We start from the raw sequence: 23,225 nt of genomic DNA, 5'->3' as shown, positions 1-23,225 counted from the left end.
GTGCGCGGTGATCTGCTTGACCTCATCTTGATCGGCCTCGTGATCGCCTTCGGCGTCTCGGGTTACCGGCAGGGCTTCATCATCGGGGCGATGAGCTTCGTGGGGTTCGTCGGCGGGGCCGTGCTCGGCGTCTTCATCGCGCCACCGATCTCCAAGGCCCTGGTCAGCGGCGACACCCCGCAGGCGCTGCTGGCGATCGTGATCGTCTTCCTGGCCGCCACCATCGGCCAGTTCGCGTCCTCGACGCTCGGCGCCGTCGTGCGCAGCCACGTCACGTGGGAGCCCGCCAAGGTGGCCGACGCGGTCGGCGGCACGTTCTCCAGCGCGCTGTCCGTGCTGGTAATCGCCTGGCTGATCGGCTCGCTGATCGTCTCCACGGCCTTCAGTCCCCTCGTCGACCAGGTGAAGAACTCCGCGCTGCTGACCACCGTCGACGACGTGATCCCGCAGGCCGCGCGCAACTGGCAGCAGCCGTTCAAGAAGTTCATCGACCGGTCGGAGTTCCCGCCCGTCTTCGACGCCATCGGCGCGGGCACGATCGTCGACGTGCCGCCGCCCGACCAGAGCGTGCTGCAGGGCTCCAAGCTGAGCCGCGCCCGGCGGGCCATCGTCAAGGTGCAGGGCAACGCGGAGAGCTGCAACAAGCACATCGAGGGCACCGGCTTCGTCTACGCCCCCGGCCGGATCATGACCAACGCCCACGTGGTCGCCGGCGTGACCCGCGACCTGCAGGTCATCGACTCCAACAACACGCCGCACGCGGCCACCGTCGTGCGCTACAACCCGCGCCGCGACATCGCCGTCCTCTACGTGCCCGGCCTCGACCTGCCGCAGCTCTCCTTCGACGGCGACGGCTCGCGCGGCGACAGCGCCATCATCGCCGGGTTCCCCAAGAGCAAGGGGTTCACCGCGGAGCCGGCCAGGATCGGCGGGCAGCTCGACGCCGAGGGGCCCGACATCTACCGCGACGCCACGGTCAGGCGCAAGGTGTACGCGATCCGCGGGAAGGTGCTGCCCGGCAATTCGGGCGGCCCGCTGCTCACGGTGGACGGCCGGGTCTACGGCGTGATCTTCGCCGCCGCGATCAACGAAGAGGAGACCGGCTACGTCCTGACGGCCGAGGAGGTCGCCCCCGACGCGGCCCAGGGCCGCAACGACACCACCCCGGCCAGCACCCAGAAGTGCGACTGACGATCGGCCCTCAGCCGGGCAGCTTGTCCAGGATCGCGGCGATGGCCTCGTCGGGGTCGCTGTCCTGGCCGAACCCCGAGGCCGCCTTGCCGACCGCGTCGTACGCGCCGCCGTACCCCTGGACCCTGGCGGCGCCACGGCCGAAGAGGGTCAGCGCCCCGCGCCCGTTGCCGCGCTGCAGGTGCGTCAGCCCGACGCAGATCTGCGCGAGGCCCTGCCACAGCTCGCGCTCGTCCTCCGGCGCGCATTTCCAGCGGCCCTCGAACACCTCGTGCGCGTTGAACGGCAGGCCCTCGCCGAGGAAGCCGCGCGCGTCGGCCAGGGCCTGTTCGGTGGTGGGGGCGTAGTCGTCGGGGACCCGGGCCACGCCGGGTTCGCCGTAGGGGAGCGGCCTGCCGTACGCGTCGCGCGGCCTGGCGTTACGGGGCCTGCCCTCGGGATCGCGGTCTCTCATCGGTCGGGCTCCGGATCGGCCAGCCAGCCGAGCAACTCGGTGTCGAACACGTCGGGGATCTCCTCATGGGGGAAGTGGCCGGCTCCTTCGAGCAGCCGCCACCGGTACGGGGCCGCCACGTAGCGGCCCGAGCCGTGCGCCGTACGCGGCAGGGCACGCGGGTCGAGCGCCCCGTGCAGGTGGAGCGTGGGGGCCTCGACCGCGGTGCGCATGGCCCTGGCGTAGCGGCGGCCGTCCGGGCGCAGCTGGGAGCGGCCGAACCAGCGGTGGTACTCCAGCGCGCAGTGTGCCACGGCGGGGATGCGGAACGCCTCTCGGTACGTACGCGCGGTCTCGGGATCGGGCCAGCCGGGCCGCGACCAGTCGTCGAGCAGCCGGCCCACCAGAGCCCCTTCGCGGCGCCTGAGCCGGTGCTCGGGCAGCAGCGGCAGCTGGTGGCCCAGTGACTGCCGGCTGGCCCTGAGCTGGCCGAACGGGTCGCCCAGCAGCGCCTTGCGCAGGCGCAGGGGATGGGGGGCGGACACGGCGACCAGCCGGTGCACGCACTTGGGATCGAGCACGGCCATCGTCCAGGCCAGCAGCCCGCCCCAGTCGTGCCCCACCACGATCGCGCCGGTCTCGCCCAGCGCCCTGATCAGGCCGGTCGCGTCGGCGGCCAGCGTGGGCAGGTCGTAGCCGCGCGGCGGCTTGTCGCTGCCGCCGTAGCCGCGCAGATCCGCCGCGACGGCCCGGTAACCCGCCTTCGGCAGCGAGACGAGCTGGTTGCGCCACGTCCACCAGAACTGCGGGAACCCGTGCAGCAGCAGCACCAGCGGCCCCTCGCCCGCCTCGACGACGTGGAAGCGGGTGCCGCCCGCGTGGACCGCGCGGTGCGTCCAGGGTCCCTCGATCTGTACGACCGACTCGTCAGGTGCCATCACGTGTCACCGGCTCGCGATCGGGACGAACCGCCGGCAGCGTCTCGTCCTCAGGCGTGGCGATCTCCTTGAGCCCCTTGATCGACCTGGCGGTGCGCTTCATCCCGGCCAGTCCCTTGAGCCGCCTGACCCCGATGAACACCAGCAGACCCGCCACCACCAGGTAGAACACGGTCACGATGAGGAAGGCCAGCCAGTTGGGCAGCCACTGCGCCAGCACGAACGCGATCGTGAACGAGGCGAGGATCAGGCACAGGTGCGCCATGAAGGCGGCGGCGGCGAACAGGCCGCCCGCCGTGCCGACCCGCTTGGCGTCGAACCTGAACTCGGCCTTGGCCAGCTCGATCTCCGAGCGGACCAGGTCCGAGATCTGACTGCTCGCCTGGGCGACCAGCGAGCCCAGGGATTCTTCCTCGGGAGTCTGCGGCATGAACGTCTCCTATCGAGGCCTGGTGGCCGTGTCAAACATCATCCAGCGCGATGCGACGCTCGCGTACCGTGTGAAGCGGTACCGCCGCCAGGAGCTCTTCCGACAGTTTCGCCAGGCCGAGCCGCGCTGACAGCCAGGCGCCCCGAACACGCCGAAACTTGTCGAGCGCGAGTCCCGCTATCACTCCCAGAACTACCCGATCGAACAAGATAGCGCCCGCGCCGGGTACTCCGGGCTTCGCCCCAGGCTCTCAAGAGCCAGGCGCATGTCCCCATATTTCGGGACATGCGCCTGGAATGTGGGATCAGTCCTCGGACTTGGCGGACGGGAGCTTCTCCGAGATCAGGTTCATCACCGTGCTGTCGGCCAGCGTGGTGACGTCGCCGATGCTGCGGTTCTCCGCGACGTCGCGCAGGAGGCGGCGCATGATCTTTCCGGAGCGGGTCTTGGGCAGCTCCGGCACGACCAGGATCTGGCGCGGCTTGGCGATCGGGCCCAGGGTCTTGGCCACGTGGTTGCGCAGGTCGGCGGCGATGTCGTCGCTCTCCTCCGCCGAGCCGCGCAGGATCACGAACGACACGATCGCCTGGCCCGTGACCGGGTCGGTCGCGCCGACCACCGCCGCCTCGGCCACCTTCGGGTGGCTGACCAGCGCGCTCTCCACCTCCGTGGTGGAGATGTTGTGGCCGGAGACGAGCATGACGTCGTCCACGCGGCCGAGCAGCCACAGGTCGCCGTCGTCGTCCTTCTTGGCGCCGTCGCCGGGGAAGTACATCCCGTCGAACCTGCTCCAGTACGTGTCGATGTAGCGCTGGTCGTCGCCCCAGATCGTGCGGAGCATCGACGGCCACGGCTCACGTACGACGAGGAAGCCGCCGCCCCCGTCGGGGACGCTGTTGCCCTGGTCGTCCACCACGTCGGCGGCGATGCCGGGCAACGGGCGCATCGCGGCGCCCGGCTTGCCCGCGGTGACGCCGGGCAGCGGGCTGATCATGATGGCGCCGGTCTCCGTCTGCCACCAGGTGTCGACCACGGGGCAGCGGTCGTGGCCGATGTGCTCGCGGTACCAGACGTACGCCTCGGGGTTGATCGGCTCGCCCACGGAGCCCAGGATGCGCAGGCTGGACATGTCGAACTTCGCGGGGATGTCGTCGCCCCACTTCATGAACGTCCGGATCGCGGTGGGCGCCGTGTAGAGAATCGTGATCTTGTACTTCTGCACGATCTCCCAGAACCGGCCGCGGTGCGGGGTGTCGGGAGTGCCCTCGTAGATGACGCTGGTGGCGCCGTTGGCGAGGGGGCCGTACACGATGTAGGAGTGGCCGGTCACCCACCCGATGTCGGCCGTGCACCAGTAGATGTCGGTGTCGGGCTTGAGGTCGAAGACCGCGTGGTGCGTCCAGGCGGTCTGGGTGAGGTAGCCGCCGGTGGTGTGCAGGATGCCCTTGGGCCTGCCGGTGGTGCCGCTGGTGTAGAGGATGTACAGCGGGTCCTCGGCGTCGTGGGGCTCGGCGGTGTGCTGGTCGCTCTGCCGGTCGACCAGGTCGTGCCACCAGACGTCCTTCTCGCCGAAGGCGACGTCCTGGCCGGTACGGCGTACGACGAGGACGTTCTCGACCTGCGGGCACTCGGCGACGGCCTCGTCCACCGTGGGCTTGAGCGCCGACGGGTTGCCCCTGCGGTAGCCGCCGTCGGCGGTGATGACGAGCTTGGCGTCGGCGTCGTCGATCCGGCTCTTCAGCGCCGTGGCCGAGAAGCCGCCGAACACCACGGAGTGGATCGCCCCGATGCGGGCGCAGGCCAGCATCGCGATCGGCAGCTCGGGGATCATCGGCATGTAGACGGCCACCCGGTCGCCCTTGCCGACGCCCAGCTCCTGGAGGGCGTTGGCGGCCTTGCTGACCTCGCGCTGGAGGTCGCTGTAGGTCAGGGTACGGGTGTCGCCCTCGGGCTCACCCTCCCAGTAGTAGGCGACCTTGTCTCCGCGGCCCTCCTCGACGTGGCGGTCGACGCAGTTGTAGGCCACGTTGAGCTCGCCGCCGACGAACCACTTGGCGAAGGGGGCGTTCCACTCGAGGGTCGTCTCCCACCGTTTGGCCCACGCCAGCCTCTCGGCCGCACGCTCCCAGAAGGCGAGACGGTCGGCGGCGGCCTCGTCATATGCGGCGGCGGTCACGTTCGCGGCCGCCGCCAGGTCAGCCGGCGGTGCGAACCGGCGGTTCTCCTGTAGCAGGTTCGACAGCGCCTGGGTCTCGTTGCCGGGGGTCTCCGGGGCCACCTCGTGCTCCTTCTATGGCCAGATTGGATAGGTCGTGTCCCACTTCACCAGCTCACGGCCTCCACACACAAGAGGTCTAGACAGGTCTGTACCGAGGTGCCTCCGCTTATCAGGTCGCATGACAACCGCTATTGAAACGTTGTCATCTTGAAATCTGGCGGGGACCCATAAAGGGCTCCGCATATTCGGCGCCCGGTGATTTCTCAACCCACGGTCACCTTTTGAGCGCGCCCCGCCTCCTGTCGAGGCGCTGGTACGGTCGTCACCCGGTGGAGCGAGAGCGGTCGTACCCGCCGGTAAGGTCGGTTTCCGTGAGTGACCCACTGGCTGTCATCGCGGAGTTCCCCGGCGTCCCCGAGGCGGTCGACTCCGCCAGGCAGGACGTCGACCGGCTGTACCGCCATCGAGTCCTGCGCCGGGCCAGCCCGGCCGTCTCGACGGAGTCGTCCCTGCGCGGCGCCCGGGCCTCGGCGTCCCTGGAAGGCGTGGACGTGTCCCTCGACGCCCTGCGCCGGGACGAGGTCCACGACCCGCTGGTCCAGGGAGCCCTGCGGGCGTCGGCGGAGCTGGGCCGCCTGGGCTCGTTGTGGCGGACGGCGCCGAGGCAGGTGCTGGCCCGCCTGCACACGGTGGCGGCCGCCGGCCTGGCGCCGCAGTCCGCCCTGGGCCGTCCGCGGGCGGTGGACGAGGCGCCGGACCCGCTGGGGCTGGGGCCCGCGCCGGGCGCTTCGGAGACGGCGACGCGCATGGAGGGGCTGCTCGGGCTGCTCGAACGGCCCACGAAGGCGCCCGCGATCGTGCTGGCCGCCGTCATGCACGCCGAGCTGGCCGTACTGCGTCCTTTCGGCGCGGCGGACGGGATCGTGGCGCGCGCGGCCGAGCGCCTGACCCTGGTCGAGTACGGCCTGGACCCGAAGTCCCTCGTGGCCGTGGAGGTGGGGCACCTGGAGCACGCCTCGTACGCCGGGGGCCTGAGTGCGTACCTGAGCGGGACCCCGGAGGGCGTCGCCCAGTGGGTACAACAGTGTGCCTCAGCAGTAAGTCTCGGGGTGCGCGAAGCGACCGCCATCTGCGAGGCGATGCAACGAGGCTGAGGCCGCGGCGGCGGAGGCGCAGGTGGGAGCGTTGGGCCGGGCCGCCGACATAGCTGACGGCGTCTCAGTCAAGAGACGCCGTCTGCTGGCACATCACACCGGGTTACCAAGCGTGCACCTCTATTCGTCGGAGCGGGTCAAGCCCGTCACGACGCGCCTCCCGCGGCTGGTCGCGCGTGGGTACCCGGCTGATGCGCCCGGACAAGAGGTCCGTGACACCTTTCTACGTCGGATCCGCCCTGATGGGAAGCCCTCGGACCAAGACCTTTACCCGCCTATGAGCGGGGCCCCGGCATACGTCGCCATCGCCACCCTCCGTGATCTGGTTACCAACCTGTGATGATTACAGAGAGTGACCGTCTTTATGTGATCGTTATGGCGCAGACAAAAAACTTGGCGAAAATGCGAGATTGCTCCTCGACGAAACTCGAGTCCATCGGGCAGCATACGGGGGTATCGCCCGAAACTGGAGCAACCGTGCACGGGGGACCTTTGCCGGTCTCTTGCCAGGCTCTGGTGAAGTGATGAAAGCTTTCTTCTGAAACGGGACCGGCTCTACCCCCCCGGAGCCGGACCGATCAGGCGACCCCCGCTCTCCCCCCCGGCGGGGGTCGCCCCTTTTCCACCCCAAGTCCGTACACCACGTCCTCCACACCGCCACTCGTCCTCCACACCGTCACTCGCCCTCCGCAGCGCCACCCGCCCTCCCACGGCCCCGGCGCCTTCCCACGGCCTGCCTCTCACCGAGCGCCGCCACCACCGCGCTCCCTCCCACGGCGTCTCACTCGCCAAGCGCACTCCGCTACGGGCCTTCGCCAGCGCCTCCCACCGAGCGCTCTCCGACACGGCGCCCTCTCACGGCGTACCTCACCGTGCCCCCGCCACTGCGCCCTCCCACGGATCGCCGCTAACCGAGCACCTCTGGCACCTCCGGCACACCCCGCACACCCCACACCCTCCTGCGGACACCCCTCACCGCCTTCGCGACAGCAGCACCACAATCCCCACCGACGCCTCTAGGCCAGGCCACTTATCCACAGGCCCACCACAACCCCACCCAGCAATCCCCAGAACCCCGTTCACCCTCTCCCCACCCCACTCACCTCCAGCAAGGTGGGCCTCCCGACACCACCCCCGGAGAGGCCGACATGCACCGCCCCCTGGTCATCACCGAAGACCACGCCCTGCTCGACGACCTGGTCCGCATAGCCGCCGCAGCAGGCGCCCAACTCGACGTGGCCCACGTCCCCGCCCACGCCCGCCCGTTCTGGAACCTTGCCCCGCTGATAGCAGTAGGCGCCGACCAGGCAGACGCCGTGGCCGCGAGCTCACCCCCCACCCGAGACCAGGTAGTCCTCGTGACCCGGGCCCCCGACGACCCGGACACCTGGCGAAAATGCGTGGCCGTGGGCGCCCAGGCCGTCGTGACCCTCCCTACCGACGAGCGCCACCTGGTGGAGCGGCTGGCGGACGCCATGGAGCCCGACCCCCGCTCAGGATCCGTGATCTGCGTGATCGGCGGCCGAGGCGGGGCAGGCGCGAGCGTGCTGTCGGCGTGCCTGTCCCTGCGCGCCTCGGGAGACCACCTCCGGACCTTGCTGGTGGACGCCGACCCGCTGGGCGGCGGCATAGACGCCCTGTTGGGCCACGAGGAGGCATCGGGCGCCCGCTGGGGAGACCTGGTCGCCAGAGAGGGCCGGATCAACTCCAGCGCACTTCAGGCCGCACTGCCGTCGTTCGGCGACCTGGCGGTCCTCTCCTTCCACAGAGGTGAGGTGGCGGCGATCCCCGCCCAAGCCATGCGTTCCGTCCTGGAGGCAGGCCAGCGAGGCTTCGACCTGATAGTCGTCGACCTCCCCCGCCACCTCGACCCAGCCGCGATCGAGGCTCTCACCAGGGCGAAGACCACGCTGATGGTCGCCACGGCCGACGTACGCGGCATCCTCTCGGCCGTACAGGTGCTGGGCGAGACCCGCAAGCACACCTCGGACATCCGCGCGATCCTCCGCCCAGGCGTGGTGGACGACGACATGGCCGCGGGCGCCCTGGGCATCCCGTCCGCCGGCGCCCTGCCCGACCAGCCGAGACTCACCGCCACCCTCAACCGGGGCGAGCTGCCCAAGCTGGGCCCCCGCACCGTGATGGGCGCCCTGTGCAGCACACTCCTACAAGACCTCCTCCCGACATGAGCACCCTGAAATCGCCCACACCCGCAGGGGCGGTGTCCCAGGAACTGGTCGAAGCAGTCCGCGTACGCCTGGCCAGAGCGGGCGTGGAACCCAGCGCCGCCCAGGTGGCAGTGGCCCTGCGAGCCGAGAAATCCGTGTACGGCGACGCGGAGATCCTCGCGGTGGCCAGGGCACTCTGCGCCGACCTCATCGGTGCCGGCCCCCTGGAGCCGCTCCTGGCCCGGCCAGACGTAACAGACGTCCTGGTCAACGGCCCGCGCGAGGTGTGGATAGACGATGGCGGCGGCCTACGCCGTACCGCTGTGACCTTCGCGGACGACGGGGCCGTACGCCGGCTGGCCCAGCGCCTGGCGTCCGTCGCGGGCAGGAGACTCGACGACGCCTCCCCGTACGTGGACGCCAGACTCGCCGGCGGCGTCCGCCTCCACGCCGTGCTTCCGCCGGTGGCGTCCGGTGGCACCTGCGTCTCGCTACGCCTTCCGCCACGCCGTACGTTCACCCTGGACGACCTGGTGTCGGCGGGCACGATCACCCCATCCGCCATCCCGGTGCTGACCGCCATGGTGACCGCCAGGCTGGCGTTCCTGGTGACGGGCGGCACAGGCACCGGCAAAACGACACTCCTGTCCGCCCTGCTCTCGCTCGCCGACCCGGCAGAACGCCTGCTCCTGGTAGAGGACTCAGCCGAGCTCCGCCCCCTCCACCCCCACATCGTCCGCCTGGAAACCCGCCCGGCGAACCTGGAGGGCGCAGGCGGTGTGAGCCTGCGCGACCTGGTACGCCAAGCGCTGCGCATGCGCCCGGACCGCTTGGTGGTGGGGGAGGTCAGGGGCAGCGAGGTGGTGGATCTGCTGGCCGCCCTCAACACAGGCCACGAAGGCGGCTGCGGCACCCTTCACGCCAACACCGCCGCCGACGTACCCCCTCGCCTGGAAGCACTGGGCTGCGCAGCGGGTCTGACCAGGGAAGCCGTACACAGCCAACTGGCCGCGGCGCTCGACGCGGTCATCCACCTGACCCGCGGCCGCCCGGACGGCCGACGCCGCATAGCCGAGATCTGCCTGCTCTCCCGAACGTCAGCCGGCTTCGTCGAGTCGATCCCGGCCCTGACCTTCGACGCGAAGGGCAACTCCCAACCCGGCCCCGCCTACGACGCCCTCTCCCAAAGAGCCCAGCCATGATTCCCACCACCAAGGCCACGTGATGACCGGCGCCCTCATAACAGCACTGTCCACAGCCTGCGCAGTGTGGCTGTGGACGGCCCCGGACACCCCCACCACCCGCCTGACCAGGCTCGTCACAGGCAAGGACAAACCCCGCTGGACATCCCTGACCACCCGCCTCACCCGCCCTACCCCCGCCCGCCGCGCGCAGCTCTGGCGACACGCATCAATCGAGCTGTGCCAGTCCCTGTCAGCAGAGCTGTCGGCCGGCCGCACGCCAGGAGAGGCACTGACCAGGGCAATCGCCTCAGTGGACTTCCCAGCCGCAGAAACCCTGCGCCCGGTCATCGCCGCGGCAAGAGACGGCGGCGACGTCTCCGCGGCCCTCACCTCATCGGCCCCACAGCAGGGCGGGGAGGGCCTCCGCCAACTGGCGGCCTGCTGGGAAGTAGGCGTCACGGTAGGCGCGGGCCTGGCCGCACTGGTCGAGCGAGTCGCGAGCACGTTGCGTGCGGCCCAAACCCACCGCCAGGACGTCGCCGCCCAACTCGCGGGCCCCCGCACCACAGCCCGCCTCCTGGCCGTACTCCCAGCCCTCGGCCTCCTCATGGCCGCCGCCCTCAACATGCACCCTCTGGACTTCCTCCTGGGCAGCTTCCCCGGCCTCATGTGCCTGATAGCAGGCATCGCCCTCGACGCTTGTGGCCTGTGGTGGACCAACCACATGGCAACCCAAGCGCAAACCTAACCAACACCCCAATCACAGCCCCAACCACCGACCCAAGCCCAAGCGAGCAACCCAAGCACAGGCCGAACAGCCACCCACCCGTATAGCACCGCCACCTACACGGAACAGGCCCCACGGCATCGCCAATCACACAGCACCATCACCCATTCAGAACCGACCACACGCTGAGAAGCCCCCGCCCACTCGCAACCGACCACTCACCTTCCTCCCCCAGCTGGAAAAGCCCCCAGAACCCCCCGCCCACCAATCCCCATCCACCAATCCCCATCCACCAGGCCCGACCACCGCCCAGGCCAGACCACTGCCCGGTCCCGGCCACCGGCCCAGCGGCTGCGTCCACCAGGCCCAGCTGTCCACCAAGCGCCCCACCCACCAGGCCACTCATCAGGCTGACCACCGCCCAGGCCTGACCACCGCCCAGGCCCGACCACCGGCCAGACCCGGTCACCAAGAGCCCCACCCACCAGGCCACTCATCAGGTCCGCCATCGCCCAGGCCTGGCCACTCACCAGGCTCGTCACCCATCAGGCCCGTCACCCACCAAGCGCGCCACCCACCAAGGTGGTCACGGCGGTCACTCACCAAGCCCCACCCCACTGAACCGATCGGACCCCGCCCAATGCTCGAATGGCTCTCCGCCTTGCTCGCCGGCCTGGCCATATGGCTGTGGGCCTCTCCCCGAACCCCAACAGAACGCCTCTCCCGACTACGCCCGCCAGCCAAGCCCCACCCTCAAGGGCCACATCCAAACCAGCAAACGCAAGCCCGCACTGACGAGCCACTCTGGCAAGATCCCCCTCAAGCCGGCATCACCCGCAAGACAATCACCATCGCCACCTGCACCGGCCTGTTCACCGCACTCCTGATCGGCGGCATCCCCGGAACCATCGCCGGCCTCCTGATCACCCCAGCCGCCGCAGCCTTCCTCCACAAGAGACAACCCCATCAGGCCCACCACGACCGCCGCCGAATCGCGGCCGACCTCCCATTCGCCGCCGACTTGATGACCGCATGCCTGCTCGCCGGCCGCCCGGCGAGCGACGCCACGGAAATCGCCGCCAACGCGATCGGCGGGCCTCTCAGCCAGCGGCTGAAATGGGTCAGCACCCAACTACGCCTGGGCGCCGATCCTGACCCCACCTGGGCCACGCTCGCCAAGGACCCAGCCACGGCCCAACTCTCCCGAGCCATGAGCCGAGCGGCTCAAAGCGGCGCACCGGTAGCGGACGTGCTAACCCGCCTGGCCGACGACGCCCGCGAAGCCGCCAGAGCCGATTCCGTCGCCTCAGCCAGAAGCGTCGGCGTAAAAGCAGTAGCCCCGCTCGGCCTCTGCTTCCTCCCGGCATTTGTCCTGCTGGGAATCATCCCCGTAATAGCCGGCCTGGCCTCCACAATCATCATCCCCTGAAGCTCCTACATTGCCGGAACAAGCTGATCAAGAAGAGCCGACGAATCACCCTCGTCAACCCCGGACTCGCGAAAATCAACCCTCAACATCAAGTCCGCTCAGCACACCGGACGAAAGCCCACACAACCCCACCCCTCTTCCGAGTTCCCCAGATGGGGTCGCTGATCACCAATATGGGGTAACACCTGCGGCCCAGCGCCGAGCCTCGCGATCGAGGAACATAAGGCCATCCAGACAAACGACCACGCCAGGCCGCCTCCACATCACCCACCGGCATGGAGTCCTCGCCAACGCAGCGACCGCCGAAGAATCCTTCCCGGCGGGCCCGCCGTCGAATGGGCAGCCAACCAAACGCAACCGCCCCTATATCGGGTATGGCCTGAGCTTTCGGCGCAGACCGGAGAGATCAGGCCAATCCGCATGCAGGTTCGGCCAGCGATTGAGCCTGAGTCGTCAATCGATCACTGCGCTCGATCGTTAGTGGGGTCTTTGCAGCATCGTGGTCGGTGGGATGTGACGTGCTCATTCATATGCCGTCGTAGAGCTGCCATCTCGGTGCCCTCGCTGCCAAGAGCGGCGAGGTCTTGTCTTATCACGATCTGGACGTTCCTGATCTCGGCCTTCAACTGAGCCATGCTGGTCGCGGTGCCGTCATTGCTGTGGCACTGGCCCGCTTTGAGCGTGCGGAGGTGCAACAGCAACTCGAGGATCTGTGCCTCTAGGTCCATGAATTCCTGCCTTTGTGCCAGCTCAGACGGATTGTAGGGTCTGGTGACGGGCCGGATTTGGCTGTATGAGCATACGATGACAGAAAGCCCATGCCCACGACAGCCATCGCCTGTAGCAAAGGTGGAGTTCTTCATGCGCAAGCTGCTGTTGTTTCTCCCGCAGGAGATAATCGGACACCGTAGGTGCGGACGTAAATAGGCTCATGACCGGCGAAAGCGGAGAGAAGTGACGAACTCGTAGCCTGGCGGCGCATCGAAGATCCACAACAAGAAGGGTCTGCTTGGGATACGTCAAGGAGCAAGAGACTTATCTGCCGAAGACCTCGCTGACACCTTGAAGACCGGTGTACGCGGAGAACTCACTGGCACATTGTCGATGGCGAGGCCAGGCGGATCTGACTGACACGCAGGGCCAGTGCTGGAGCGGCCACCCGCCCACGGACCTTTGCAACGCTCTTTCTGGACACTTCCCGCGCGTCCGACCCCGCCTCTAAGGACGCAACGACGCTTCTCGCATCCTCTGTATCGCCTCCTGATCACTTAACGCTGCCTCGTCGCTCTAGCGTCGGGATCTGATTGGGGATGACTGCCTTGGCGTGTTCTATGGCTGTGCCTGCGTCTCCCAGCGCGATGGAGACGCCCATCTTGTAGATGGATACGTGTCCATGGCCCAGAGTGAGATTCGGGGCGTGATCGGCGGTCTCGTCGGCTTCGGTGAGCATGTCGAGCGCTGAGTGTCGGTCCTCAAGGCGAGCGGCGGCAATAGCGCCGGTAGAGAGCAGAGCGCCGTAGGCCTCCCTCCCACGCGTGAGGTGTTGCTTCGGCGAGCTGGGGCCGGAGGGATTCTGCGGCTGAGATAGCGACGTCGCGAGCCTTGCGATACTCGGCGGCGCGATGGAGCAGGCTGACCAGATCGCGCCGGCATTCCCCTATGGCTTGGAGGTCGGAACTGGCTTGCGCGACTTCGACGCCTTTGTGGGCGGAGATCCACGCGTAGGGGGGAGCACTGAGCTTGATCAGGGTGCGTGTGGTGAGGTGGTAGATGCGTGCGGCGGTGGCCATTTCGACAGGGGGTGAGGCGGTTGAGGCAACGGGGAGGAGCGCGGCGAGTTCGTCTGCCAGCGGTAGGTAGCGAGCAGCGGCGAAGTCGCGTTGAGCATGTGTGAGTGAGCGGGAAAGCGATGCTGCGGATGTAGCTTCCTGAGAAGTTGGCGCAGTCGGGATCAGAGCATCCCGAAGCCGTGCGACGGCGGCCGGCTCGGCCGGGCGGGCTTGATGTAGTAGGGAAGGTCATCACACAGCGCTCGGGGCGCTCAAGCTGTCAGAGCGCCCTGTGGGCGCCCTGACTTGTTGGTTCGCTCAGCGGCGGTAGCCGCGTCGTCGGGAACGGCGGCGTGACTGCCTGTGCGTCCAGTCGTCTCCTGGCCCGGGTTGCATCAGGCGGATAGACGCGCCGACGAGATAGTTGCGGATAGCCATAGTGATCCCCCATGCGAATCGCGGCTGGGGAGAGCAGAGCGCCCGATGCCGGATGAATACCTCCATAGGCACCCCTCCTCGCAACCGTAAACCCAATGAGTCCTCGACACCTTCCCCGGATTTCCCCTCAGAGGGGTTCGTGGCCGAACCTTTGCGGCTCGGTGGCGCGGGCCATGCTGGAACGGTGATGAGCGGCTCCGGTCCGGGAGGAGGGGCAGCCGTAGCACGCCCCGGGGTGCTGGGGCCGCTGGTATGCCGTGCGAGTATGGCAATAAATCAATCGAACACATGTTGATTATGGTCTGGCATCGTGGGTGTCACCGGGACACCCCAGATGCTGGGAGGTACGGATGTGATTCCCGATCGACACGAGCGGTCTCGGATTCACGGTCACATCCGCGCCCGCTGTGGCCAAGGACTTCGCCACCAAGAAGGTCAAGGTGACCGAGGGCGGTCAGCCGGTCATGGTGGTGAAGCTGCTCGCGATGGACGGCAGCGGCTCCACCATGATCAAGTTCAACCTGGAGGGGGCGCAGCATCGCCTGGTGCCGGGCATGCCGGTGCGGGTGGAGGGCCTGGCCTACGGCATTGCCAAGGACGGTGGGGTGCGCTGCTGGAGCGCGACCGCCGTGGTCCCGATCAACGGGGCGGCGGCCGGCCCCTGTCGCTTCGGCGGCCGGTGAGTCGATGGCAGGTACGCGGGGGCGTAACCCGCTCGGGGCCGCGCGCCACTCGGTCGCCTCGGCGGCGGGTGAGTCCGAGGGCGAGGGCTGATGGACTGGTCATCGCTTCGAGCGAGAACGCGCGGGTGCACGCCTGGCGCTTACCGCACGGCCGGCCGCTGCATCGAGGCGGCCCTATCAGGCAAACGATCACCGATAGTGATCTGACCTGCGAAAACGTGAACAACGGGTCACTCGCGGACCAACTAGTCCAGTACGTGACTGCGTAACCGCAAAGGCCCATGTCAACCCCCTGATTGTGGAAAACTCAGCGTCCTCCACAGAATGCCGTTCGGTTCCTCTCCTGCGACCCTGCTTCGGCCAATCTAAGGACTCCCGCCGGACAAGACCCCGGCTCCGAGCACTACCTGGAGGCACGATGCACAGTCCCGCCACCACGCCAGACGCCATCAAAGCCACCCCAGAACGCAGTCACACCACATCGAGCAACAAAACAGTCGGCAAGTTCTCACTCAGCCGCATCCACATCACCCGAAGCGCCCCGTCAGTCCTCAACACCGCCGCAGAAGCCACCGCTCAGACCGCCTGGCCGTCAGGGGAGACCTCGACCAAGTCTCTGAGGGAAAGCTCGACCCCGCTCAAGAGCAGCGCGAGCACGCAAATCGGATCATCCGAGCTGGCCGCGGCCGGGCTCGCCACCCGCCCCGCTCCGACGCGAGCCAACCGATGGCTTCATTACGCGACGGTCAACCGTGAGCGCGGCATGTCCACAGCCGAATACGCAGTAGGCACGATTGCGGCCTGCGCATTCGCTGCCCTCTTGTTCAAGGTGGTGAGCAGTCCAGAGGTCCAGGAAATGCTGAAAGCCCTTATCGATCGAGCACTCAATACCACCACCGGATGACCGTCCGCCAAGCGCGGACCTCCCTGGGCAGGAAGCGGTCGGCATCGCGGGGTTCGGTCACGGCCGAGACCGCCGCGATGCTGCCCGCGCTCATGGCCGTCCTCGCAGCCGCGCTGTGGGCCGTCCAAGCCGTCAGTGCCCAACTTGAGTGCGTGGACGTGGCCCGCGCGGCAGCGCGAGCCGCGGCCAGGGGCGAGCCCCTCGACCAGGTCATCATCCGAGCCCGTACGGCCACCCGCCCGGGTGCGCAGGTAGCCGTAACCCGCGACACGGAAACCACGAAGGTTCAGATCACTGTGGAAGTACGACCACCCTGGGCCCAATCATTGCCCGCAGTACAAATATCCGCCACGGCTGTCGCCGACACCGAGCCCGGATATTCCCCATAACCACAGGCAAACGAGCCCGGCAGGCGAGGAGGTTCCCATCAATACTAAAGAAAAGGGCTCAGCCACACTCTGGGGTGTTGCTCTCATGGGTCTTCTGATGGCGGTGGCCACGGCGTTCGCCACGCTGGGCTCGGTACGCGTGGCACGCCATCGCGTAAACAGTGCTGCCGACCTGAGCGCCCTTGCTGCGGCCAAACTGGCGATAATCAATCCAGAAACCGCCTGCGCTCGAGCCGCTACCCTCGCCAGCCAGAACGGCGTGAAGCTGACCCAATGCAAAATCACTGACGAAATCGCCGATGTTTGGACTTCGCTGTCGATCTCACTACCGGTATTAGGCCCCCGTACGCTCATGGCCAGATCTCGGGCCGGTCCAGCGGAAATAGCTCCTTGACCGTCGTCGGTGGCGTACACGCCTAGTGATCAAGCGCGCATGCCGGAAAGCAGGAGAAACAACGGAACGCGACGCCGACGGGCCAACTCATCAGCATCCCCAGCAAAGCGATCCTCGCAAGGTGCACACTCGCGCAGCGAGGTCAGCGAAAACCCTGCCTTCGTGAGCGCGACAACATAATCTTCTACAGTGCGGTGGAACCAGGTGACGGTGCTGCCCATCCACTCCCTTTCCCGCGGCCCTTGGAGAAAGTAGTCATCCACAACCCAAGACGTTCGCTTCTCCCGAATGCCGGAGTCGTGCGATGTCAGAACCGGATGAACGACCGTGAAAATGATGCGTCCGCCGGGTGAGAGGCATCCATGGAGAGCGGCCAGCACCGGCTCGATATCCTCGACATAGTGAAAAGCCAGCCGCGAAACAACCAGATCGAACGAAGAGGGCGGAGCGGAGAAGTCCTCGATATCAACCAGTTCGACGCGGCCGGCTGTTCCGCCTAACGCCGCGTTGGCGGCCTCGACCATCGCCGCGGAGCCGTCCAATCCCAGGTAGCTACGACAGCCGGCATCCAGCAGGACTTGTCCGATGGCCGCATCCCCGCACCCGAGGTCCAACACCCGAAGCCCCGCGACCTCGCCCAGTTCCGACAGGAAAGCCGGTTCCTCCATCACATGGTTGGGGCTCGACACGCCACTATGCCGATGACCGAGGTACTGCCCGACGACTTGGGGTGCGTCGTAGAAGGACCCACCGCGCTTGGTTTCAGCCACGGCCCCGAAGTGTAGATCGGTGACCCTGTCGGAGCCCTCGTTGCCGAGGATCTGGTGGCGGAGGGTGGGGACGGGCTGGCTGGCGTGGGAGTTGATCTGGCGGGGGAACTGATAGCGAAGGAGGGAGGTGGGTGGGTGTCGGTGTTGGCCGAGGAGCAGGTGGTGAGGGCCGAGGTCGCACTCGGTCTGCGCCCGAGGTCGGTCTGTGTCTGGTCGGTCTGTGCCCGAGGTTGGTCTGCGCCCGAGGTCGGTCTGTGTCTGGTCGGTCTGTGCCCGAGGTTGGTCTGCGCCCGAGGTCGGTCTGTGTCTGGGGTCAGTCTGTGCTTGAGGTCCGCTTCAGGTGAGTTGCCCCGCGTCGCACCGTCCTTGTCGCGTTCGTGGGCCAGCCGACCGTGGGTGCTTCGCTGGCGAATGGGTGGCATGGTCGCTGGGGCGTAAATGTGGTGAATGGCGACATTTCGGTTGACGTGAAACGCGCGAATGAATCGACTGATCGACTGGAAAACGGGTGTGGCGGTTGGGGATTGCGGGGCTAGGTCGCGATCCAGTCACGAGTTCTTAGACGTGGTGTCCAAGAGTTGTGTATGTACCGTAAGGTTCCGCTTACCCTCAGTCCATGCCGTATGTGACAAGGCGCATGTGAGCGCCGGAGCGAAGTCGCTAGGGTGCGGGGACGGGGACGGTCGGTGACCGTATCGGCCGGGCGGACTGCACTTCCGGTCGTCGCGTGAACGCCCCAGGGGTGGTCAGGCGGCGCGAGGCTCTCGATGGAGGGAAGCGTCGTGACGGTAGTCGGCAGAGTGGTGGCCACGGGGATGATCGTGGCCGGCTCCATCGCGCTTGGCGGGACCGCTCAGGCCGCTGCGGTGACCTGGCGGGCCGACGCGTCCGGACAGATCACCTCGCCCGCTGACGGCCAGGTGCTTTCGAGCTCGTCTGTGACCGTTTCCGCGCAAACAGGCGTAATGCAGCTGACCATGGGCCTCTACGTCGAGGGGCCCTCCACACCCAGCCAGAAGGTCGCCGGAGGGGGAGCGAGTCAGACGATCTCCGGCACGTTCGACGCCGGCAACGTCCCGAACGGGACCTTCACCGTGACCCTCAAGGGAGAGCTCACGGGGAGCCGGTACGCGAGCAGCACGTTCAAGCTCCGGCGGCCGCCCGAGGCACCGGGCAACGTGAACGCGACCCGGCAGGGCAGCGCCAAGGTCCGGCTGACCTGGAGCAAGGGTTCGGAGCCTGACCTGCAGTCGTACGAGGTCTCCAACAGCCAGTCCGGCATCGTGGGAAGGTTGCCCGCCGACAGCGCGTGCGCCGGGTCCGCGTGCCAGGCGGTGCTCGCCGTGCCGGCCAAGGCGAAGGGCCAGAAGGTGGGGTTCACGGTCAAGGCGTTCAGGGGTGACGGCGACGGCGGGTCGATCGGCTCGGGCAATTCGGCCGCCGCGTACGTCGCCTTTCCCGCCGCGCCGACGCCCACGCCGACGAAGAAGAAGACCGCCGGCACCCGGACCCCGAAGACCACCAAGAACGTCGACCCGCTCCCCACGCTGCCCGCCAAGAGACAGACCCTGCCGACGACGAAGCCGACGACACACAAGCGGACGACAGCCAAGCTTCCGGAAATACCCGACGCCGACTCGAACGGGAACCTGCCGATCCCCACGGCCGACGAAACGGGCGGTCTGCGCCCATCCGACGCGAAAAGTGGCGCGGACGCCGCTCCCGTCCAGCCCGACGTGAAGGCGCAGTCGAGCGAGTCACCGATCGGGAACCTCGGCCAGTACGGCCTCTACGTCGCAGCGGGTGTCCTCCTGCTGCTGTTCGGCGCTCATGCGGGGGCCTGGGCACGGCGGCGGGCGCTCGCCACGGGTGAGAGCTCCGCGCCTGGTACGGCCGCAGCGACCACGGGTGTGAGCACGTCGCCGGTCGGCGGGGTTCAGGCCGCTCACGCGAACGAAAGCGTTTCGGTCACCACGGCCCCGCCCCGACGGCGGCCCGCCGTGATCCTGGCCGTCGCCAAGACTCGGGTTCCCGATCAGTCCCGGGATCAGCGGCTGGTGTCAGATGAGAGTTCCGAAGGGGTCACTCCGGAACGGTCGTCGGCGCCGCCCGCGCTCGACCGGAAGCGTGAGGAGGCTTCCGCCGCGTTCGGGGCGGTGGAGGAGGTGCGAGACGTTCCGGAAACCCGCCAGGGGCCAGTTCGCATCACCTTGCCCAGTTCCGCAGTCACGGATGTCCCCAAGCCCGACGTATCCCCCGTTCGGCCCGCCGCGCGGATGGAGGATCGCTGGGATGATTATCTGCCGCCGTCTCCTCGGTCAATGGAGGACAGCGGATTTTGGGAACGTCCGCAGCCGGGGGCGGCCGATTTCTGGTCCGGCGAAGATGATGGCAAGGGTGAAGGCGAGGAACGCGCTTTTGTGGGTCCTCGGCATAGAGACGGCGAAAGCTAAATCGGCTATTTGATTCGGCTTATCGATCGACCGGGCCCGAGGTCTGGGTTGGCGTGCGACAGCGCAGGTGGAGATGGGTTCGGGGTCCTCGGGACGGCAGGTCCAGAGGATTTCGGGGGTGCTCAGGACGGCAGCTTCGGAGGGTTCCGGGGTGCTCAGGACGGCAGCTTCGGAGGGTTCCGGGTGCTCGGGCTAACGGGTCCGGCCGACCCGATTTCACGGACGGCAGGCGCTCGCTCGCGCGGGAAAATGCGCGCCAGGTGGCGCGCGATCGGTGGCAGTTCTCGCGTGGATGTCCTGGCGTTTTACTGAGGCGACAGCAGGGTGTTGAGGAGGCGGACGGCGCCTCGTTTGTCGAGGGGTTCGTTGCCGTTGCCGCATTTCGGGGATTGAATGCAGGAGGGGCAGCCGCGTTCGCATTCGCATGAGGTTATGGCTTCTCGTGTGGCGGTCAGCCACTCGGCCGCACGGGCGTAGCCGCGTTCGGCGAAACCCGCCCCGCCCTCGTGGCCGTCGTACACGAAGACGGTGAGCAGCCCCGTGTCGGCGTGCAGTTCGGTGGAGACGCCGCCGATGTCCCAGCGGTCGCAGGTGGCGAAGAGGGGGAGCAGGCCGATGGAGGCGTGTTCGGCGGCGTGGGCGGCGCCACCGAGGTCGATGCCCGCTTCGGCGAGCGGCGCGACCGCCGAGGCGGGGAGCGTCCACCATACGGCACGGGTGCGGAGGGTACGGGGTGGCAGGTCCAGGGGCTCGTCGCCGAGCATCTCGCCTGATTGGAGACGTCTCTTGAGGTACGAGACCACTTGCCGGGTCACCTCCACCTCGCCGAAGTGGAGCGTGCCGGGGCCCAGGGGATGGGAGCGCTGGGTGGCCAGGATGGAGATGTCGGTGATGTCGCGAGCGAACGTCGTGAAATCCGGAGTCGCGCTGGACACCAGGGCGACCCCGGCCTCCAGGTCCAGGAGCTCCACCAGGAAGGTCTCGCCCTGATGGAGGTAGACCGCGCCCGTGTGCACCGTCGTGTGCGCGGACGGTTCGTCCACGCTGCCCAGGAGGCGGCCGGTGGACGACTCCACGACCTGGATGGGAGCGCCTCCGCCGCCTCGGATGTCGGCGAGGTCGGTGGCACGCTCCCGCTTGGTCCAGAACCAGCCCGCGGGTCGCCTCCTGAGCAGACCCTGGGAGACCAGGTCATCGAGGACCGTTGAGGTGGTGGTGCCGAAGATGGGCAGGTCGTCGTCGGTCAGCGGGATCTCGGCGGCCGCGGCGCAGAGGTGGGGGCCCAGGACGTACGGGTTGTCGGGGTCGAGGACGATCGCCTCGACAGGCTGGCCGAACAGGGCCTGGGGGTGGTGGACGAGGTAGGTGTCCAAGGGGTCGTCCCTGGCGATCAGCACGGCGAGCGCGTCCTGGCCGTCGCGGCCCGCCCGGCCCGCCTGCTGCCAGAGGGAGGCGCGGGTGCCGGGCCAGCCCGCGATCAGCACGGCGTCCAGGCCTGAGACGTCCACGCCGAGTTCGAGGGCGTTGGTGGTGGCCAGGCCCATGATCGTGCCCGAGCGGAGGGCCTTCTCCAGGATCCTGCGGTCTTCGGCGAGGTATCCGGCTCGGTAGGCGGCGATCTTGTTGGGGAGGTCGGTCCAGTCCGGCTGGGCGGGGGCGTCTGGGAGTGCCCACCTGAGGGAGCTCTCCGAGGCCGGGTCGGTTGCCGGGCCCTCATGCTTTGACGTGCTGACCGCCGGGGTTGTCCCGGAGAGTCCGCTGGTGGTCCGGGATGGTTCCGGCGTGGCGGGGCCCGTCGGCTCCGCTGTGCCCGGCTGGTGGCTGAGAGCGGGATCCGCTTCCGGCGGGGTGGCGCGGGCGGGTGGTCGGTGGTGGGTGGTGAGGTCCGTTTCCAGCAGGCCCGGCTGGGTGGTGAGGTCCGTTTCCAGCAAGCCCGGCTGGGTGGTGTCGGCAGGCTCTGCTGTGCCTGGCTGGTGGTTGAGGGTGGGGTCCGATTCCGGCGGGGTTGGGTTCGGCCGGCGGGGGGTGGAGGGGCGGGGGTGGCGGGTGGAGAGGGAGAAGGCCACGTCGGCGAGCTTGGCGCGGGCCGTCAGGGCGACCGTTTCGGCGCCGCGGCGGGAACGTACGAAGGCGAGCGTGCGGACGTCGGCCAGGACGAGGTCCGCCAGCAGATCCGCCGCCTCCGCCGTGGCCGTCCGCCGCACAGGAGCCCCTCCCTCGCCCCGTAGCTCGGTCAGGGGCGGCTCCCACAGCGCGATGGTGGTGGAACCCTTGGGCGAGGCGTCCACGGTCACCTCGTCCATCTCAAGCCCCGTCAGCCTCATCCCGAACGCGCCCGGCTCGCTGGCGGTCGCCGACGCGAGCAGGAACGTGGGGCGCGAGCCGTAACGGGCGCAGACGCGGCGCAGGCGGCGCAGGATCTGCGCGACGTGGGAGCCGAAGACGCCGCGGTAGCCGTGGCACTCGTCGATGACGACCATGCGCAACCGGCGGAAGAACGAGGACCACTGAGCGTGGCGGGGGAGGATGCTGCGGTGCAGCATGTCCGGATTCGTCAGGACGTAGTTGGCGTGCTGGCGCACCCACGTACGTTCCTCGAACGGCGTGTCGCCGTCGAAGCAGGCCGCGCGAAGCTGGGTGATGCGCAGCTCGCGCAGGCCGCGCAGCTGGTCGGCGGCCAGGGCCTTGGTCGGGGTCAGGTAGAGGATCGTGCCGCCGTCGAGGCATGAGGCGACGGCGGGAGTGAGGTACGCCAGCGACTTCCCGGACGCCGTACCCGTTGAGATGATCACGTTTCGGCCACGGAATGCCAGGTCGGCGGCCTCGTACTGGTGAGGCCAGAGTCCTGTCACCCCGCGGTTCGCCAAGCGCGTAACAAGTACTTCTGGCGTCCATTTGGGCCATCCCGCTTGACCCGCCCGACGTGCTGGAACATGCTCCACATGGGTGACACGCTCATGACGTGCGGGAACACCGAGCAGGTGGCGGAGGAGTGGACCCGCCTGTTGTGGGGAGGATGCGGAGGAAGTCACTGTTTCCAGTCTTGCATCGATGGGCAAAGTCGCCGGGAATCGTGATTTCGTATAGACACAAGCCAGACGCATGGTTGAATGCCGCGCGTCAGGGTCGGACGATCTGGGGCCACGCTCCAGATTGCCAGTCCCAAGAGAGTAGTTTCGCAGGCGAGGCGCTGGAGGATCTGTGGATCTGAAGTTGGATCACCGCACCGAAGACCGACTCACCATCGTGGAGGTCGAGGGTGAGATCGATGTCTACACGGCGCCGAGATTGCGTGAGCTCCTCATCGACCTGGTGAACAAGGGCAACTTCCACCTGCTCGTCAACATGGAGAAGGTGGACTTCCTCGACTCCACGGGCCTTGGCGTCCTGGTCGGGGGGCTCAAGCGGGTTCGTGCGCACGACGGCTCGCTCGAGCTTGTCTGCACGCAGGAGCGCATCCTGAAGATCTTCCGGATTACCGGTCTGACCAAGGTCTTCGGGATCTACGCTTCGGTCGACGAGGCCAAGGAAGCTCACGGCAAAGACAAGTAGC

19 protein-coding genes are annotated in these 23,225 nt (G+C 67.9%); 13 read left to right on the top strand and 6 right to left on the bottom strand.

Features of this window, described 5'->3' with window-relative positions; translation table 11 throughout:
- Positions 1-1,191, top strand: coding sequence for a MarP family serine protease (locus AB0J87_RS44700; protein ID WP_363976938.1), 1,191 nt, complete (start codon positions 1-3; stop codon positions 1,189-1,191).
- A gap of 10 nt (positions 1,192-1,201) precedes the next feature.
- Here AB0J87_RS44700 and AB0J87_RS44695 read toward each other — a convergent pair whose 3' ends face one another.
- Genes AB0J87_RS44695 through AB0J87_RS44685 form a run of 3 tightly spaced genes read right to left on the bottom strand, consistent with a single transcriptional unit; the run spans position 1,202 to position 2,992 of the window.
- A complete protein-coding gene (locus AB0J87_RS44695; RefSeq protein ID WP_363976935.1) occupies positions 1,202-1,645 on the bottom strand; it encodes a DUF309 domain-containing protein in 444 nt (147 codons plus the stop codon).
- Positions 1,642-2,562 (bottom strand): alpha/beta hydrolase, encoded by a 921-nt coding sequence (locus AB0J87_RS44690; protein ID WP_363976932.1) that lies wholly within the window; start codon positions 2,560-2,562, stop codon positions 1,642-1,644. The genes AB0J87_RS44695 and AB0J87_RS44690 overlap by 4 nt, the downstream gene beginning before the upstream one ends.
- Complete coding sequence (locus AB0J87_RS44685) at positions 2,552-2,992, bottom strand: phage holin family protein (RefSeq protein ID WP_192789404.1); 441 nt, start codon at positions 2,990-2,992, stop codon at positions 2,552-2,554. The genes AB0J87_RS44690 and AB0J87_RS44685 overlap by 11 nt, the downstream gene beginning before the upstream one ends.
- On the opposite strand from AB0J87_RS44685, the gene AB0J87_RS44680 reads away from it, so the two are divergent.
- Complete coding sequence (locus AB0J87_RS44680; RefSeq protein WP_350732724.1) at positions 2,991-3,122, top strand: hypothetical protein; 132 nt, start codon at positions 2,991-2,993, stop codon at positions 3,120-3,122. The genes AB0J87_RS44685 and AB0J87_RS44680 overlap by 2 nt on opposite strands.
- A gap of 174 nt (positions 3,123-3,296) precedes the next feature.
- On the opposite strand, the gene acs is transcribed toward AB0J87_RS44680, so the two are convergent.
- On the bottom strand, positions 3,297-5,270 hold the full coding sequence (gene acs / locus AB0J87_RS44675) for an acetate--CoA ligase (protein WP_363976928.1): 1,974 nt from the start codon (positions 5,268-5,270) through the stop codon (positions 3,297-3,299).
- Positions 5,271-5,581: 311 nt separating this feature from the next.
- On the opposite strand from acs, the gene AB0J87_RS44670 reads away from it, so the two are divergent.
- From AB0J87_RS44670 to AB0J87_RS44630, 9 genes are all read left to right on the top strand, one after another.
- Positions 5,582-6,364, top strand: coding sequence for an oxidoreductase (locus tag AB0J87_RS44670; protein WP_363976925.1), 783 nt, complete (start codon positions 5,582-5,584; stop codon positions 6,362-6,364).
- A gap of 1,148 nt (positions 6,365-7,512) precedes the next feature.
- Positions 7,513-8,553: a septum site-determining protein Ssd gene (gene ssd / locus AB0J87_RS44665; RefSeq protein WP_363976922.1), complete on the top strand. Its 1,041-nt coding sequence runs from the start codon at positions 7,513-7,515 to the stop codon at positions 8,551-8,553.
- Positions 8,550-9,734, top strand: coding sequence for a TadA family conjugal transfer-associated ATPase (locus AB0J87_RS44660; RefSeq protein WP_363976919.1), 1,185 nt, complete (start codon positions 8,550-8,552; stop codon positions 9,732-9,734). Before ssd ends, AB0J87_RS44660 begins: the two co-directional genes overlap by 4 nt.
- Positions 9,735-9,756: 22 nt before the next feature.
- A complete protein-coding gene (locus AB0J87_RS44655) occupies positions 9,757-10,464 on the top strand; it encodes a type II secretion system F family protein (protein ID WP_363976916.1) in 708 nt (235 codons plus the stop codon).
- A 619-nt stretch (positions 10,465-11,083) separates the two neighbouring features.
- Positions 11,084-11,872, top strand: a complete 789-nt coding sequence (locus AB0J87_RS44650) for a type II secretion system F family protein (RefSeq protein ID WP_363976913.1) — start codon at positions 11,084-11,086, stop codon at positions 11,870-11,872.
- Positions 11,873-14,486: 2,614 nt separating this feature from the next.
- Positions 14,487-14,762, top strand: a complete 276-nt coding sequence (locus AB0J87_RS44645) for a hypothetical protein (RefSeq protein WP_363976910.1) — start codon at positions 14,487-14,489, stop codon at positions 14,760-14,762.
- Positions 14,763-15,180: 418 nt separating this feature from the next.
- The gene (locus tag AB0J87_RS44640) at positions 15,181-15,666 is read left to right on the top strand and encodes a DUF4244 domain-containing protein (protein WP_363976907.1); all 486 of its coding nucleotides are present in this window, start codon (positions 15,181-15,183) and stop codon (positions 15,664-15,666) included.
- Complete coding sequence (locus AB0J87_RS44635; RefSeq protein WP_363976904.1) at positions 15,663-16,055, top strand: TadE family type IV pilus minor pilin; 393 nt, start codon at positions 15,663-15,665, stop codon at positions 16,053-16,055. Before AB0J87_RS44640 ends, AB0J87_RS44635 begins: the two co-directional genes overlap by 4 nt.
- Positions 15,961-16,449, top strand: a complete 489-nt coding sequence (locus tag AB0J87_RS44630; protein WP_363977565.1) for an Rv3654c family TadE-like protein — start codon at positions 15,961-15,963, stop codon at positions 16,447-16,449. Before AB0J87_RS44635 ends, AB0J87_RS44630 begins: the two co-directional genes overlap by 95 nt.
- 29 nt (positions 16,450-16,478) lie before the next feature.
- Here AB0J87_RS44630 and AB0J87_RS44625 read toward each other — a convergent pair whose 3' ends face one another.
- Complete coding sequence (locus AB0J87_RS44625) at positions 16,479-17,219, bottom strand: class I SAM-dependent methyltransferase (RefSeq protein ID WP_363976901.1); 741 nt, start codon at positions 17,217-17,219, stop codon at positions 16,479-16,481.
- Between the two features lie 782 nt (positions 17,220-18,001).
- Here AB0J87_RS44625 and AB0J87_RS44620 point away from each other — a divergent pair.
- Positions 18,002-19,672, top strand: a complete 1,671-nt coding sequence (locus AB0J87_RS44620) for a hypothetical protein (RefSeq protein WP_363976898.1) — start codon at positions 18,002-18,004, stop codon at positions 19,670-19,672.
- A gap of 305 nt (positions 19,673-19,977) precedes the next feature.
- On the opposite strand, the gene AB0J87_RS44615 is transcribed toward AB0J87_RS44620, so the two are convergent.
- The gene (locus AB0J87_RS44615; protein ID WP_363976895.1) at positions 19,978-22,464 is read right to left on the bottom strand and encodes a DEAD/DEAH box helicase; all 2,487 of its coding nucleotides are present in this window, start codon (positions 22,462-22,464) and stop codon (positions 19,978-19,980) included.
- 409 nt (positions 22,465-22,873) lie between these two features.
- On the opposite strand from AB0J87_RS44615, the gene AB0J87_RS44610 reads away from it, so the two are divergent.
- A complete protein-coding gene (locus AB0J87_RS44610) occupies positions 22,874-23,224 on the top strand; it encodes an STAS domain-containing protein (protein WP_043629845.1) in 351 nt (116 codons plus the stop codon).
- The last annotated feature ends 1 nt before the right edge of the window (position 23,225 follow it).

Origin of the sequence: Nonomuraea sp. NPDC049625, from assembly GCF_040675285.1 — a bacterium.
GTDB lineage: Bacteria > Actinomycetota > Actinomycetes > Streptosporangiales > Streptosporangiaceae > Nonomuraea > Nonomuraea angiospora_A.
This window is presented reverse-complemented; position numbering and strand designations above follow the sequence as displayed.

What these genes read in the sequence shown, in the direction of transcription:
- ssd (WP_363976922.1), top strand. Translation starts at nt 7,513, where the DNA reads ATGCACCGCCCCCTGGTCATCACCGAAGACCACGCCCTGCTCGACGAC.
- AB0J87_RS44650 (WP_363976913.1), top strand. Translation starts at nt 11,084, where the DNA reads ATGCTCGAATGGCTCTCCGCCTTGCTCGCCGGCCTGGCCATATGGCTG.
- AB0J87_RS44655 (WP_363976916.1), top strand. Translation starts at nt 9,757, where the DNA reads ATGACCGGCGCCCTCATAACAGCACTGTCCACAGCCTGCGCAGTGTGG.
- AB0J87_RS44635 (WP_363976904.1), top strand. Translation starts at nt 15,663, where the DNA reads ATGACCGTCCGCCAAGCGCGGACCTCCCTGGGCAGGAAGCGGTCGGCA.
- AB0J87_RS44685 (WP_192789404.1), bottom strand. Translation starts at nt 2,992, where the DNA reads ATGCCGCAGACTCCCGAGGAAGAATCCCTGGGCTCGCTGGTCGCCCAG.
- AB0J87_RS44690 (WP_363976932.1), bottom strand. Translation starts at nt 2,562, where the DNA reads ATGGCACCTGACGAGTCGGTCGTACAGATCGAGGGACCCTGGACGCAC.
- AB0J87_RS44640 (WP_363976907.1), top strand. Translation starts at nt 15,181, where the DNA reads ATGCACAGTCCCGCCACCACGCCAGACGCCATCAAAGCCACCCCAGAA.
- AB0J87_RS44680 (WP_350732724.1), top strand. Translation starts at nt 2,991, where the DNA reads ATGAACGTCTCCTATCGAGGCCTGGTGGCCGTGTCAAACATCATCCAG.
- AB0J87_RS44660 (WP_363976919.1), top strand. Translation starts at nt 8,550, where the DNA reads ATGAGCACCCTGAAATCGCCCACACCCGCAGGGGCGGTGTCCCAGGAA.
- AB0J87_RS44695 (WP_363976935.1), bottom strand. Translation starts at nt 1,645, where the DNA reads ATGAGAGACCGCGATCCCGAGGGCAGGCCCCGTAACGCCAGGCCGCGC.